Source organism: Arthrobacter sp. S41, from assembly GCF_004320535.1.
Taxonomy (GTDB): domain Bacteria; phylum Actinomycetota; class Actinomycetes; order Actinomycetales; family Micrococcaceae; genus Glutamicibacter.
Genome location: NZ_SIHY01000001.1, coordinates 236,906 through 249,446, shown reverse-complemented (window position 1 = coordinate 249,446; position 12,541 = coordinate 236,906). Strand labels below are relative to the sequence as shown.

Annotated in this window: 11 protein-coding genes; 7 read left to right on the top strand and 4 right to left on the bottom strand. The window is 55.4% G+C overall.

Annotated features, from left to right (window positions below; all coding sequences use genetic code 11):
• Positions 1-13 precede the first annotated feature (13 nt).
• Positions 14-739 carry an NUDIX domain-containing protein gene (locus tag EYR88_RS01235; RefSeq protein ID WP_131087933.1) on the bottom strand — a complete coding sequence of 242 codons (726 nt, stop codon included), beginning with the start codon at positions 737-739 and terminating at the stop codon, positions 14-16.
• A gap of 113 nt (positions 740-852) precedes the next feature.
• Between EYR88_RS01235 and EYR88_RS01230 the strand changes: the two genes are divergently transcribed.
• Both EYR88_RS01230 and EYR88_RS01225 read left to right on the top strand, forming a co-directional pair.
• Complete coding sequence (locus EYR88_RS01230) at positions 853-1,602, top strand: alpha/beta hydrolase (protein ID WP_165477252.1); 750 nt, start codon at positions 853-855, stop codon at positions 1,600-1,602.
• A 318-nt stretch (positions 1,603-1,920) separates the two neighbouring features.
• Entirely contained in the window at positions 1,921-2,637 is a 717-nt protein-coding gene (locus tag EYR88_RS01225) for a hypothetical protein (protein ID WP_131087931.1), read from the top strand.
• A gap of 55 nt (positions 2,638-2,692) precedes the next feature.
• Here EYR88_RS01225 and EYR88_RS01220 read toward each other — a convergent pair whose 3' ends face one another.
• Positions 2,693-4,276, bottom strand: a complete 1,584-nt coding sequence (locus EYR88_RS01220; RefSeq protein WP_131087930.1) for a Na+/H+ antiporter — start codon at positions 4,274-4,276, stop codon at positions 2,693-2,695.
• Positions 4,277-4,479: 203 nt separating this feature from the next.
• Positions 4,480-5,259 (bottom strand): helix-turn-helix transcriptional regulator, encoded by a 780-nt coding sequence (locus EYR88_RS01215; RefSeq protein ID WP_131087929.1) that lies wholly within the window; start codon positions 5,257-5,259, stop codon positions 4,480-4,482.
• A gap of 84 nt (positions 5,260-5,343) precedes the next feature.
• Here EYR88_RS01215 and ilvD point away from each other — a divergent pair, with 84 nt between their 5' ends.
• A complete protein-coding gene (gene ilvD / locus EYR88_RS01210) occupies positions 5,344-7,266 on the top strand; it encodes a dihydroxy-acid dehydratase (protein ID WP_131087928.1) in 1,923 nt (640 codons plus the stop codon).
• Positions 7,267-7,402: 136 nt separating this feature from the next.
• On the opposite strand, the gene EYR88_RS01205 is transcribed toward ilvD, so the two are convergent.
• Positions 7,403-8,068: a histidine phosphatase family protein gene (locus tag EYR88_RS01205; protein WP_131087927.1), complete on the bottom strand. Its 666-nt coding sequence runs from the start codon at positions 8,066-8,068 to the stop codon at positions 7,403-7,405.
• A 176-nt stretch (positions 8,069-8,244) separates the two neighbouring features.
• Here EYR88_RS01205 and EYR88_RS01200 point away from each other — a divergent pair, with 176 nt between their 5' ends.
• From EYR88_RS01200 to EYR88_RS01185, 4 genes are all read left to right on the top strand, one after another.
• The gene (locus tag EYR88_RS01200) at positions 8,245-9,015 is read left to right on the top strand and encodes a hypothetical protein (RefSeq protein WP_131087926.1); all 771 of its coding nucleotides are present in this window, start codon (positions 8,245-8,247) and stop codon (positions 9,013-9,015) included.
• Positions 9,016-9,332: 317 nt separating this feature from the next.
• Positions 9,333-10,412, top strand: coding sequence for a hypothetical protein (locus tag EYR88_RS01195; protein ID WP_131087925.1), 1,080 nt, complete (start codon positions 9,333-9,335; stop codon positions 10,410-10,412).
• Positions 10,412-11,119: an ABC transporter ATP-binding protein gene (locus EYR88_RS01190; protein ID WP_131087924.1), complete on the top strand. Its 708-nt coding sequence runs from the start codon at positions 10,412-10,414 to the stop codon at positions 11,117-11,119. The genes EYR88_RS01195 and EYR88_RS01190 overlap by 1 nt, the downstream gene beginning before the upstream one ends.
• Positions 11,116-12,351, top strand: a complete 1,236-nt coding sequence (locus tag EYR88_RS01185) for an ABC transporter permease (RefSeq protein WP_131087923.1) — start codon at positions 11,116-11,118, stop codon at positions 12,349-12,351. Before EYR88_RS01190 ends, EYR88_RS01185 begins: the two co-directional genes overlap by 4 nt.
• The last annotated feature ends 190 nt before the right edge of the window (positions 12,352-12,541 follow it).

Genomic DNA, 12,541 nt, shown 5'->3' with positions numbered 1-12,541 from the left:
CTGGTGAAAAGTTCTAGGCCTGCGTGGGATCAACTTCCAGCGGGTCAGGTCCGTGGCCTACATAGCGGTAAAGCCGTGGAGGTCGGTGTTGTCCGCCAGCGAGGTACTCGTCGGTGGCCTCAATGGTCGCGGTGTTCTTCAGCGTGCGGCGGAAGTTCGCTGGATCAAGCCTTCGTCCTAAGATGGCTTCATATACTCCGCGTAGTGCTGCCAGGGTGAAGCGTTCGCCGAGCAGTCGGTGGGCAATCTGCCCGTACTCGGTCTTATTACGCAGGCGCCATAACGCGTAGTCAACAATCTTGCGGTGATCAAAGGCCAGCTGCGCGATTGCCGGATCATCGATATCAAACCAAGCCACGTTGTCGTCTTGGACTGTTGTGCCGACTTGGTTGGCATTGAGTAAGGCGAAGTAGGCGATGGTGACCAGGCGGTGCGTTGGAGATCTATCGATATCACCGAAGGTATAGAGCTGTTCAAGATAGTTAGGGCGCAGTCCGGTGGTCTCGGCCAGGTTGCGTCCCGCGGCTTGGCCCAAGGATTCTTGTGCGTCAACGGGTCCACCGGGCAGGGCCCACAGTCCCTGGTGTGGTTCTCGGATTCTGCGCACCAGTGGCAGGCAGAGTTTATCCGGGCCACCGTCTTGTCCTTCTCGGATGCCAAGGATCACCGTGGAGACCGCCAAGGCCGGCGGCAGGTTGCGCCGTTCGTTGACGTTGGCCCATCCCGGAACCGATGACATGATGTTGCCTCATTTTCACTACGTAGATTTCGTTAGAGTCATTCTGACATTAAGTCTCGATTGACGCTAACCTCTGTCCTGAATTCAGGACACAATAGCCTATGATCAATGGCATGACACTGGATCTAAATCTTCGAGTGATTCGCACAAACACTGAGGTGAGTGACCCATCCGTGCTATTCATCCACGGCTTCGCCTCATCTGGTGAATTGAATTGGGAGCGTTCGCGTTGGCTGAAATATTTCACTGATGCTGGGCGCAATGTGCTGCTTGTCGATCTGCCCGGGCACGGCAAGGACCCACGTCGCAACGAGGGAAATTGGGCACCTAGCCAGATTCGCCAGTCGCTGGCCGCGATAGTCATGGAGTTAGACGAAGGACCAGTCGATGTCATCGGCTACTCGCTCGGCTCCCGCCTCGCATGGGAGTTTGCGGCGTTTAATCCGGACTTGGTGGAGCACCTGATAATGGGTGGCCCAGGAGCCGGCGATCCGTTGGCCGCTTTTAATCTTGTGCAAGCTCAGGCCAACGTCACTTCCGGTGAACCGATCAACGATGACTACACGGCAACCATCATGAAGATTGCTTCTGCCGAACCTAGCAATGACCTCACGGCCCTTTTTGAGCTGATCGAAGCCATCAAGTCAGAGCCATACGATCCCGCAGCGAAGATCCCTTCGGTCCCCACGCTTCTAGTCGCTGGCGACCAAGACGATCTAGCAACCACCATGCCTCGATTACGCCGACTACTGCGAGAAGCGGGCACTGCAAACGAGGTGCTGTGGCTGGCCGGACGCAATCACGCCAATGCGGTCACCAGTCGCGAGTTCAAGGAGAAAGCACTGGATTTCTTAGGCCACTAGCGCTTGAGCGTGAGGAGCAGTTAGGACCATCAGGACAAGTCATGTCCTGATGGTTCACCATGCCAGTCTTCACCCAGATTTCACCTTCAAACTATCGACAGTCCTCGATTGATCTCTTTCAGCAATTATCTTGACTAAAATGCTTGCCCGGCCGATTCGCTAAATGTTAGCGTCTTGTTCTAAGAGCGGTTCAAACGTATAGCTACATGCTGTTAATTACTCAGGCAATTGTTCAGCTGGTCAAAACGCAATGAGCACCATCGACTGCACGATCGTCATCTTTGTTGATACATCCACAACAGACTTCGAGGTTTTCTGATGAAATCAAAGCTCCCGCTACTCATTGGACTCAGCGCCGTTCTTCTGGCCACGTCCTGCTCCGCAACGTCCCCAACCAGCGAAGAATCCGGCACTTCGGCGGAGCCAGTTTCTGCAACTAGCCAGTCGCAGAACGGGGATAAATCATCCTCCACACCATCAGCCTCGGCATCTAGGTCATCGGCATCCGTCGGCGCGAAAGACATCATTCCCACGTTGGCCAAGCCGCAGACGGACGAGGACCGACCGTCTCAGAAGTTCAACGATTCATCCATCAAGAAGTCCAGTTTCCGGGCCCTGGCACCGTTGTCCTACGCCCAAGAATTTGCTGCAACCAATAAAGAGGGCGACCTATGCTTGGTTGCCTGGGCGCAAAGCGGAGACGGTGACGGCAGTGCAACTATTAACGGTCCCGAAACTGAATGCGACGCTCCCGCTGAGGTACAGAAGGACGGCTTGACGCTGAACATCGATGGCAGCGACAAAAAGCCCGGCGTTGTTCTGGCAATGCTTCCACCAGATGTGGCAGAGAAAGACGTCCGTACCGTCTTGCTGAAGATTCCGGGCAATCACGAAGATCTACGTCCACCGGTGGAGTTCAAAGCTACCGACTTTGGGATTGTCTCGGTAGCAATGGAACCGGCAACGGCGAAAGAGCTGGGAACCATCACCATTCCGCGCAAGGATGGTTCTGATTTCACGCTGGACCTTGACTAGATTTTGTATCAATCCGCTCGTCTAAGTTCCCACGCGGCAAAATGGGATCCGAGCTTTAATAGAATCGCTCGGGTCCTAGCCGCAGCTCTTCGGCATCCATGTCGTTGTGGATCAGCCGTAGGACAGTGTCATCGATGTGCCCCTCATTGCGCAGACGAATCACGGTCTCACGCCTACGCTCCAACATGTGCAAGCGCAGTGCCCGGTATTGCCGGTCTCGACGTACCTCGTCGTCGACTTCCCCGTCCGTGGCTCCGGCGTTGATGATACGCAGATGGGTTTCGAAGTCCTCGCGTAGCTTCTGGCTCACGGCTTTGTCCGCGCCTAGGACGGTGGCGGCTTCGTCCAGTTCAACAAGGGCCGCCTCGGTTGCCGTTCTTTCGGCCAAGTAGCGTTCCTCGTCGATGGCAGTATCCCTCGTCATTTGGGCCCATCGGACCACCACCGGCAGTAGCAAACCCTGGACAAGTATGCTCACTCCGATGACGCCTGAAGTGACAAAGATAATTAATTCCCTTTCCGGGAACGGATCACCGGAGGCCACCAGCAATGGCACGCCAAGTGCTGCGGCTAGAGACACCGCTCCGCGGAATCCCGCCATGCCATTAACGATGCGTGTTTTGTGGCTGACTCGGCGAAGACGCTGCGCCGGGCGCCGGTCTATCCAGCGAATAATGTAGGTCACCGAGAAGAGGTGACCAATGCGCACTAGGACCAAGGCCAGTGAAATGACAACCAGCAGCACCGAGCCCCGTGCAATGAGACTGGAGTCCAGTGACCTCATGGCCGCTTGCATTTCAAGCCCAACCAGCACAAAGAGTGAAGCGTTCAGTAAGAACGTGGACAGGCTCCAAAAGCCATGGGACTGACGCCTGGATGCGGCACGTGACTTGCGCGGCTTGGCTTGGCTCATGATGAGCCCGGCAGTCACTACGGCCAGCACCCCTGATGCTTCGATGGTCTCTGCGATGAAGTATGCAAGAAATGGCGTCAAGAAGGTCAGTACCGTTTCTTGGGTTGGGCTATCCATCGCAGCGCGCAATCGCAGTATGGTCCATGCGAGGGCCGCCCCGATCAGCATCCCGCCGGCATAAGCCAGAAGCACTAACCATGAGACATGAGCAATAGTGATCTTTTCGGTTCCTACCGTAGCTCCGACGACGATGCCATAGATGACCAAAGCTGTGCCGTCGTTGATCAAACTTTCGGCTTTCAAAATTGTCACGTCTCGGCGTGTGAAGGTGCGGGTCAGTGCACCAACGGCCGTGGCATCAGTGGGCGCCAGTGCCGCGCCAAGCACCCAGGCTGGGCCCCAAGCCATGCCGAATACATGCGCAATGCTAGCCACGACTCCAGCGGTAACCAGCACAAGTAAGGTGCTGGCAAGAATGATTCCGCGAAGATTAGCTCGAATCTCGCGCAGCGAGGTAGTCAGGCTCTCCCAGAAGAGCAACGCTGGAAGGAATAAGAACAGCACCACTTCAGGTGGCAGGGAGACTTCGCGAAGTGCTGGCAGAAAACCCAACAGAAGACCGCCAAGCAACAGAAGCACCGGGGGTGCGATATGCAGCCGGCTGGCCAACCCGGTACACACAACGATGGTGATTCCCAATATGACAACTAGCTCGAGCCCAAACATTATCTGCCCCTTCGTGCAAGGGGCGCCGCTGCCCGGTTCAACGTGGGAGACTCAACGGTTGCCTGCCGATCTCCGCGATCCCCACCAAACTATGTGGTGCTTCCAGTGTGGCAGGGGAAGATTTCGTAGGTATTTCCAGCGATGAACATTGATGTTGACCGCCTCGTTGCTCTTCGAGAACAACAGGATGCTGAGAGATTCCTTTACAGTGGCGTATACATCAACAGGGTAAGGTCTGGGGCTTCAGCTGGCGTCAGGTTGTGCTGTTCATATTTGGTTAGCCCTTTGGCTGGATGGCGGAAGACCCGCTCCCCTGTTTGGAATCCTGCAACATCTCGCTCATTCCAAATCGCAGCAAATTCAGCCGAAGCCGCCGAGACTCGTGCGACGATTCCAGTCTCTCCCGACGGGCTGAGCCAGCCTCTGGTTTCAGCACGGAAGCTTCCCACAAAACCACGACTCTGCTTTTCCCAGTCTGGAAGCATCTCGCGCAATTGAGCGTCGGTGAACACGAGCCACAACAAGTTCCGGTCTTCAACGTCCACAGAAGTAATTCTCGGATAGAGCTGCGCATACTCGGCGTTCCAGCCAATGATGGCCCAGTCTGCAGACAGCAAGAAGGCCGGGAAATTCATGACGTCTAAGAGTCTTTGTAATGCGTCAGTCATTGGGCTGGATTCTTCCGGCGCCAATTCACCGTGGCCGGCTAAGGACAAGAGGTAGCTGGTTTCTACTGCACTTAGGCGGAAGAGACGCGCAAGAGACTGCATCACCTGACGTGAGGGATTGATGTCTCTAGCTTGCTCCAACCAGGTGTACCAGGTGGCAGATACCCCAGCGAGGGTGGCCACTTCTTCACGGCGCAATCCACGCACTCGACTGCGTCCCACTTCGGGCAAACCATGCGAAGCCCTGTCGGCGCGAGCTCTTCGGTCTTTGAGGAAGGCCGCCAATTCTTCGCGGCGACGCTGACCTGCGTTCATATCCCGATCCTCATATCATGGTAGTAGTACTACTAGTATCGTCACCGTCTGGGTTTCGGAACAAATCTATGGTGAGATTTTAAAATGACCACACTTCGTTCACACACCGTTACCCATGGCCGCAATATGGCCGGCGCCCGCGCACTGTTCCGCGCAGCCGGCGTGAATGGCGCAGATCTTGGCCGCAAGCCGATCATCGCCGTGGCCAACAGCTTCACCGAGTTCGTCCCCGGACACACCCACCTACAGCCAGTAGGTCGCATCGTTTCCGAAGCCATTGAGGCTGCCGGCGGTATCCCCCGAGAATTTAATACCATCGCTGTTGATGATGGAATCGCTATGGGCCACAGCGGCATGCTCTACTCGTTGCCTTCGCGCGATTTGATCGCTGACTCCGTGGAATACATGGTCAATGCACACTGTGCTGACGCACTGATTTGTATCTCCAACTGTGACAAGATCACCCCGGGTATGCTCATGGCCGCACTGCGCCTGAACATCCCTACCGTCTTTGTCTCCGGTGGACCCATGGAATCCGGACGCGCCACCTTGGTCGATGGCACCGTACGTACCCTGGACCTCGTGGATGCCATCTCGGACGCAGTGAACGAAAACATCTCGGACGCTGACCTCTTGCGTATCGAAGAGGCCGCATGCCCTACCTGCGGTTCCTGCTCTGGTATGTTCACCGCCAACTCGATGAACTGCCTGACCGAAGCCATGGGTCTGTCACTGCCAGGTAACGGTTCAACCCTTGCCACCCACACCGCCCGCAAGGACCTGTACCAAAACGCCGGCAAGCTGGTAGTAGACATCGCTAACCGCTACTACACCGACAACGATGAGACGGTCTTGCCTCGCAATATCGCCACCGTCGAAGCCTTTGGCAACGCCATGGCCTTGGATATCGCCATGGGCGGTTCCACCAACACCATCCTGCACCTGCTCGCCGCCGCCCACGAAGCTGGCGTGGAGTTTGGTTTGGATGAAATCGATGCAGTGTCCCGCCGTGTACCGTGCTTGGCTAAGGTTGCACCAAACGCTGCAGGCGCTGGCAAGATCTACTACATGGAAGATGTTCACCGTGCCGGTGGCATCCCTGCCATCCTTGGCGAACTGCGTCGAGGCGGATTGCTAGATGAAACCGTCCACACCGTTCACGCCACCACCTTGGGTGAATGGCTTGATGACTGGGATATCCGTGGCGGCAAAGCCACCGAGGAATCCTTCGCCCTGTGGCATGCAGGCCCAGGTGGCGTACGCTCGTCCACCGCTTTCTCGCAGTCGGCTCAGTGGGAAGAACTGGACACCGACGCAGAAGCAGGTTGCATCCACTCGGTAGAGCACGCCTACTCCAAGGATGGCGGCCTGGCCGTGCTTCGCGGCAACATCGCCGTAGACGGTGCAGTGGTCAAGACCGCTGGTGTTGACCCATCGATCTGGACCTTCTCCGGCCCAGCCGTGGTTTGCGAATCCCAGGATGAAGCCGTAGAAAAGATCTTGAACAAGCAGGTCAAGGAAGGCGACGTTGTTGTTATCCGTTATGAGGGTCCTAAGGGTGGACCGGGTATGCAGGAAATGCTTTACCCAACTTCCTTCCTCAAGGGTCGCGGTCTGGGCAAGTCTTGCGCACTGATCACCGACGGTCGCTTCTCCGGTGGTACCTCGGGTCTGTCCATCGGACACGTTTCCCCAGAAGCTGCTTCCGGTGGCATGATCGCATTGGTTGAAGACGGAGATACCATCTCCATCGACATCCCGACTCGTGAGCTGACCTTGAACGTTTCCGAGGAAGTACTGGCCGAACGCCGCGAACGTTTGATCTCCACCACCGGTTACCGTCCAGCAACCCGCGAACGTGTGGTCTCCCCTGCGCTGCGTGCTTATGCAGCCATGGCTCTGTCCGCCGATAAGGGTGCGGTCCGCGACGTTGATCGTGTGGAGCGTGCACTGCGCGAAGCCGACGAGCGTGAAGCCGCCGCGGCACGCGAAGGTGCTCGGGCATAACTAACGCTGACCCAAAATCTAAAGCAAGCCGCGCAAGCCGGTCCTGCCTTCGGGCAGGACCGGCTTGCGTCGTTTAGTCCGCAAACACTTTGGATGCTAGATCGAGGATAGCTTCCGGCTCAACTAGTGTTGATTTCTAATTGCCATCAGGCGTTTCGGCGGCCGGCCCGTCTGATTCAGGAGACTGAACTTCAGGACCACCAATTGGCTGCTCTTGCCATTGGACAACACGCCATTGCCCGTCGGTTTCTTCCACGACAACCACACCGGTATTCAACACCGGAGTTTGCGCAACAAAACCAGGCTCAATATTGACGCACCGCGATCCAACCCAGCTACGGATGATCGCACCATGTGAGACAAACACCGCGCTGTCCACCCCTGAAGTCCGCGCTTCATCAACTACACGGTCGAACTTTCGAAGAACATCGCCTCCGTTTTCCCCGACACCGGGAATCATCGCCCGCTCTGAACCGTCAGCCCATTCCATGACGATTTTGAGATAAGTCTGAATTGAGTTTTCGTCGTTGGCCATTTCTAGGTCACCGGCGGAAATCTCGCGTATTCCAGAACGGGTCTGCACACTGATCCCGCGCGCTGTGGCTAATGGTTGAGCCGTTTGTTGTGTTCGCAAAAGTGGGGATGCGTAAATGGCGTCGATTTTCTCGTTTTCCAAAGTACGAGGCAACAAGTTGGCTTGTTCATGACCCAACTCGGTTAGGGGCGCCCCGGGCTCACCGGTATCAAGATGACGTCCAATGTTTGATGATGTCTGACCGTGACGGATCAAAATAATACGCATGAAACCTATTGTGTCAGTGCAATTCCAAAGACCAAGGACTTGGCGAAAAATGTATCAATAATAGTAGTGAACGCATGGTCTTTGTGAATTCAAGATTGATTGCAATGTCATGATTTATCGTCAAAGCTAAATTGTCTCCCCCGTCACTTACTCTTAGTTCATTCAAGGAATCCACCTTGGATAATCACTCGCACTCTTATGGGGAGTACATCATGAAAGTTTCCACGATTCGCCGTGTTCGCAACGCTGCCGTGGGCCTGGTCATCACCGGGGCGCTGGCGTTGGGCACCATGCCAGCACAGGCAAGCGAACGTCCAATTGACATCACCGGTTATTCGGTGTCGTCCTTCACCGTGGCAGATACAAATTGCCGCAACGTCACCATCAAGGCTTCCACCAAGGTGAAGTCGGACTACGAAGACGCTTATGCGTTTATCGACGTAACCAAGAATGGCGGAGTCGTTTCTTGGGTTTCGCTAGAAAACCGCAAGATTTCAGAGCGCGCGATGATCTGCCCAGGCCTCTACGGTCTCGGCGCCTATAAGGTTGGCCCCGCCGATGTCTCGGCAACATCCAGCTACTGGGACTACGACTACGACATGATGTGGTCCGATTACTCGGACTACACGGACCGAACCAGCAAGACCTTCTACGCTCGTGGCAAGGCAAAGAGCTCAGTAACGGCCGCTCGTCGGGGCAGCAAGGTCACTCTGACCGCCAAGGCTCAGGTCTACGCTCCGGATCGCTACGGCTACATCAAGTACAACGCCAAGAACGCCAAGTTCCAGGTTAAGTCAGGCACCTCGTGGAAGACGCTGAAGACTGTGAAGCTCACCAAGGGTACGGCCAAGCTGACTGTTACTCAGTCAAAGAAGAAGACCTACCGTCTGTCGATTCCGACAGCCAGTTGGGCTGCTTCCACCAACAGCAAGTCCGTGTCCAAGTAAGGCGCATCAGGTTCATGCTGCACCAGCATTAATGAACAACTAAACATCTTGAAGCCCGAATCGCCCTTGATTCGGGCTTCAAGTTTGTGAGCCTACAATTTGCGCTACAGATGTCTCTAACTGCAGTTCAGCAGCCATATCGACGCGAACTCTTTCCGAGGTCCATGACCGTAGGCTAGTTCACTTACCGATCAATTGCATCTTGACCTGAGACTTAAAAGTCTAGAATGCTAAATAACAATATGGATACAATCTGCATATTACCTTGGTATTACCTGAGTGTTTCGATAAAAAGATAGGATGAACAGAGAAGTAGTATGAGCCAGCGGCGCGTCTTCAAGCGCATTGTCCTCCCCTGTGCATGGCTAATCATCGGAGCTCTGATTGCTGTCAGCTTGGTCAAACTAGCTTTCAGCGGAAGCTCGCCCCAGGCCGACGATCAGCTTTATCCAACAGGTGAAATCCCAGCGGAAACAGTAGTCGCCCAAAAAGACACGATCAAGAACACTCTTTCAGTTCCTGGAACCATCGAGCTTGTCGATTCCCTGCCCTTCACTTCCCCGTCCACTGGCGTCGTCAATTGGACCTTTGTGCAGGTTGGCACCAATGTCAGCCAAGGCGACAGGATTTTCCAGATTCGTGTCGAAAGTTCTCCGGAGCCGACAACCACGGAAGATTCATCTGCCGAAGATCAACAACCCTCAGATGTAAGCGGAGAACCAGAAACAACCTCGCCGGAAACGACCGTCTCCTATCACGATGTTTATGCACCAGCTGCTGGCAAAATCGCAGCGATGGATTTCAAGATCGGGGACGACGTCGAAAAGGGCGCAAATCTGGGGACCGTCCAGCCGCAAGGCTTCCACGCCGTTGGCACGATCAAGGCATTAGATCGCTACCGGATCATGAACGAAACCCTTGAAGCTACCGTCAGCATCACAGGCGGCCCTGAACCCTTCACCTGCGGCAACCTGAATATCGGTGACTCCGCGTCAAAGAACGCAGCTCCCGAGTCAACTGAAGAAGACGCGGAAACGAACATACCTTCAGATGACTCACAAAGCGAACCAAACTCAGGCAGTGAGATCTCCTGCGATATCCCCGAGGACGTGGTGGTACTTGATGGCTTGGACATGACTATGGAAATCGACGCTGGTTCCGCAGAAAACGTACTCACCGTTCCGGTGACTTCGGTACGTGGACTTGTCGGCAAGGGTGCCGTCTGGCGTCTTAATGACGAAGGTAAGGAAGTTCGTACAGAAGTTGAACTTGGCGTCACCGATGGCAAGGTCGTTGAGGTACGTTCCGGGCTCAAGGCCGACGCTGAAGTTCTACGCTACGTGCCAGGCTCTGCCCCCGCTCCTGAAGTGGAGCCGGGTATGGAGATTTATCCCTAATGAGTGGTGCTCAGCTACTGAAGCTCGAGAATGTCACTCGTAGTGTGTTGATGCCCGATGACAGTGAGCTCCACATTTTGAACGGCATCAGTCTGTCCGTCTCCGAAGGTGATCACATCGCCATTGTAGGACGCTCAGGCACCGGCAAATCGACCCTGCTCAATATCCTCGGCCTATTGGACCGACCCACCTCGGGCAATCTGGCATGGCGTGGTCAAGATGCAACCAGACTCAGTGCTCGACGTGCAGCACATGCCCGCGGCCGAGACCTCGGTTTTGTATTCCAGCAGTTCAATCTGTTGCCCGGACGTACCGCCTTGGAGAATGTCATGGCGCCATTGATGTACGCCACCGGCCGAGATTTCTGGCGCAGGAGAACCCTCGCCACCGAGGCCTTGGAGAAGGTGGGCCTGGGCGCCCGATTGGATTCAATGCCGCAAACACTCTCCGGCGGTGAACAACAACGTGTAGCCATTGCTCGTGCACTGGTGCGCAAACCCCGGGTTGTGTTGGCCGATGAACCGACCGGCGCATTGGACGTCACGACCGGTCGAGCAGTTATGGAATTACTCGATGCTGCCACGCTTGAGTCTGGGGCAGCCCTCATCACCATCACGCACGACATCAACGTAGCCGCCCTGGCCCGTGAGCAATTCCGGCTAGAAGACGGTGTGCTGAAGGGATTAGCTGCGGAGGTGGCGCAGTGAATTCCCTAGGCAGGATCTTCACCGGTTTTGTTGCTGCCTTGCTAGAGGCTTGGCAGGAACTACGCATCCATAAATTGCGTGTGTTGCTCTCGCTTATTGGAGTCACCATTGCCGTGGCATCCTTAACGACGGCCGTTGCCGCAGCCGGGATGGCACAACAGCTGATGACTGAACAGTTGGAACGTAATGGACGACCAGCACTAATCACCACCTACGCCATGAACGAGCGCGGCGAACAAGTTCCTTCGGTCAGCCCTCAGGTCACCGAGGCTTTCGCCAAAACCGCTGAACGTTTTAACGTCGAGTACGCTTCCATGGTTTCCCGATCATTTGGCTACCAGGTCTCCGCCCAAGGGGCCACCCTCGATTCTGAGGTGATGATCGTGGATCCTGACTATGCACCGATTCACCGGATCTTTGCTCAGCACGGCCGTTGGCTTGAAGCTGAGGACGCGCAGAATTTGGCTCCAGCCGTCGTCGTTGATCGAACTTTGTATCAGGGACTGGGATTAGATCAAGGATCATTTCCGGCTTCTGTTGAAATGAACGCCGGAAACCAGAAAATTACCGTCACGGTCATTGGAGCAACCTCAACGAAGGAAGGCGGACTCGGAGGCCAGCTGTGGATGCTCCCGCAAACCTATGATCATTGGTTTGCGGCCTCTGCACCGCTGACTGATGCTAGCTACGAAATGTGGGTGCCCATCGAGGGTTCCGAAGTACTAGCAGCACATTTCGGCTCCCAGATGCAGACCGAGCTTCCTGGCTACTCCGTGCAATCCATGCGCTCTGATTACTTATCTTGGGGCGCAGATGAAAGCCTCAAACAGCTGGCTTTGGCAGCTGGCGGCATTGCTGGGGTCATCCTCCTGCTTGGATCCCTGAGTCTGTTAAATGTGGCTATGGTGACGATGAAGCAGCGCATCCGCGAAGTGGGTATCCGGCGCAGCTTTGGCGCAACAACCGGCAGGGTCTTCTTCTCGGTCATGATGGAAAGCATTGTGGCTACCGCGGTTGCCGGTGGCCTCGGCGTGCTGATCTCAGTAGCGGTGGTAACTAACCCGAAGGTGATTAGTTTGGTGCTTGGACAAGGCATCGACCAGATGCCAGGCTTCCCTGTTGGAGCAGCGCTGACCGGCATCGGTGTGTCGATCGCAGTCGGTGCACTCACCGGTGTTCTTCCCGCGCTGGTGGCAGCAAGGGTGCGGATCGTCGATGCGATTCGCGTCTAATCCGGCCGTGGTTTGAAGCCGAACAGAGAATCATTTAAAGGCGCCGTTCAATGAAATTTTCATTGAACGGCGCCTTTACTTTTGGCTTCACGCCGCGGGATCTTCGGCCCTAGCAGCCAATCTTTTTGTTGCTTTAATTAACGCGCTTGACAGTCATTGAGATTCAGCGCACACTGATCGTATACGATTT

Bases quoted from the DNA above. Each gene is read 5' to 3' on its own strand.
- EYR88_RS01235 (WP_131087933.1), bottom strand. From the start codon at position 739: ATGTCATCGGTTCCGGGATGGGCCAACGTCAACGAACGGCGCAACCTG.
- EYR88_RS01230 (WP_165477252.1), top strand. From the start codon at position 853: ATGACACTGGATCTAAATCTTCGAGTGATTCGCACAAACACTGAGGTG.
- EYR88_RS01225 (WP_131087931.1), top strand. From the start codon at position 1,921: ATGAAATCAAAGCTCCCGCTACTCATTGGACTCAGCGCCGTTCTTCTG.
- EYR88_RS01220 (WP_131087930.1), bottom strand. From the start codon at position 4,276: ATGTTTGGGCTCGAGCTAGTTGTCATATTGGGAATCACCATCGTTGTG.
- EYR88_RS01215 (WP_131087929.1), bottom strand. From the start codon at position 5,259: ATGAACGCAGGTCAGCGTCGCCGCGAAGAATTGGCGGCCTTCCTCAAA.
- ilvD (WP_131087928.1), top strand. From the start codon at position 5,344: ATGACCACACTTCGTTCACACACCGTTACCCATGGCCGCAATATGGCC.
- EYR88_RS01205 (WP_131087927.1), bottom strand. From the start codon at position 8,068: ATGCGTATTATTTTGATCCGTCACGGTCAGACATCATCAAACATTGGA.
- EYR88_RS01195 (WP_131087925.1), top strand. From the start codon at position 9,333: ATGAGCCAGCGGCGCGTCTTCAAGCGCATTGTCCTCCCCTGTGCATGG.
- EYR88_RS01190 (WP_131087924.1), top strand. From the start codon at position 10,412: ATGAGTGGTGCTCAGCTACTGAAGCTCGAGAATGTCACTCGTAGTGTG.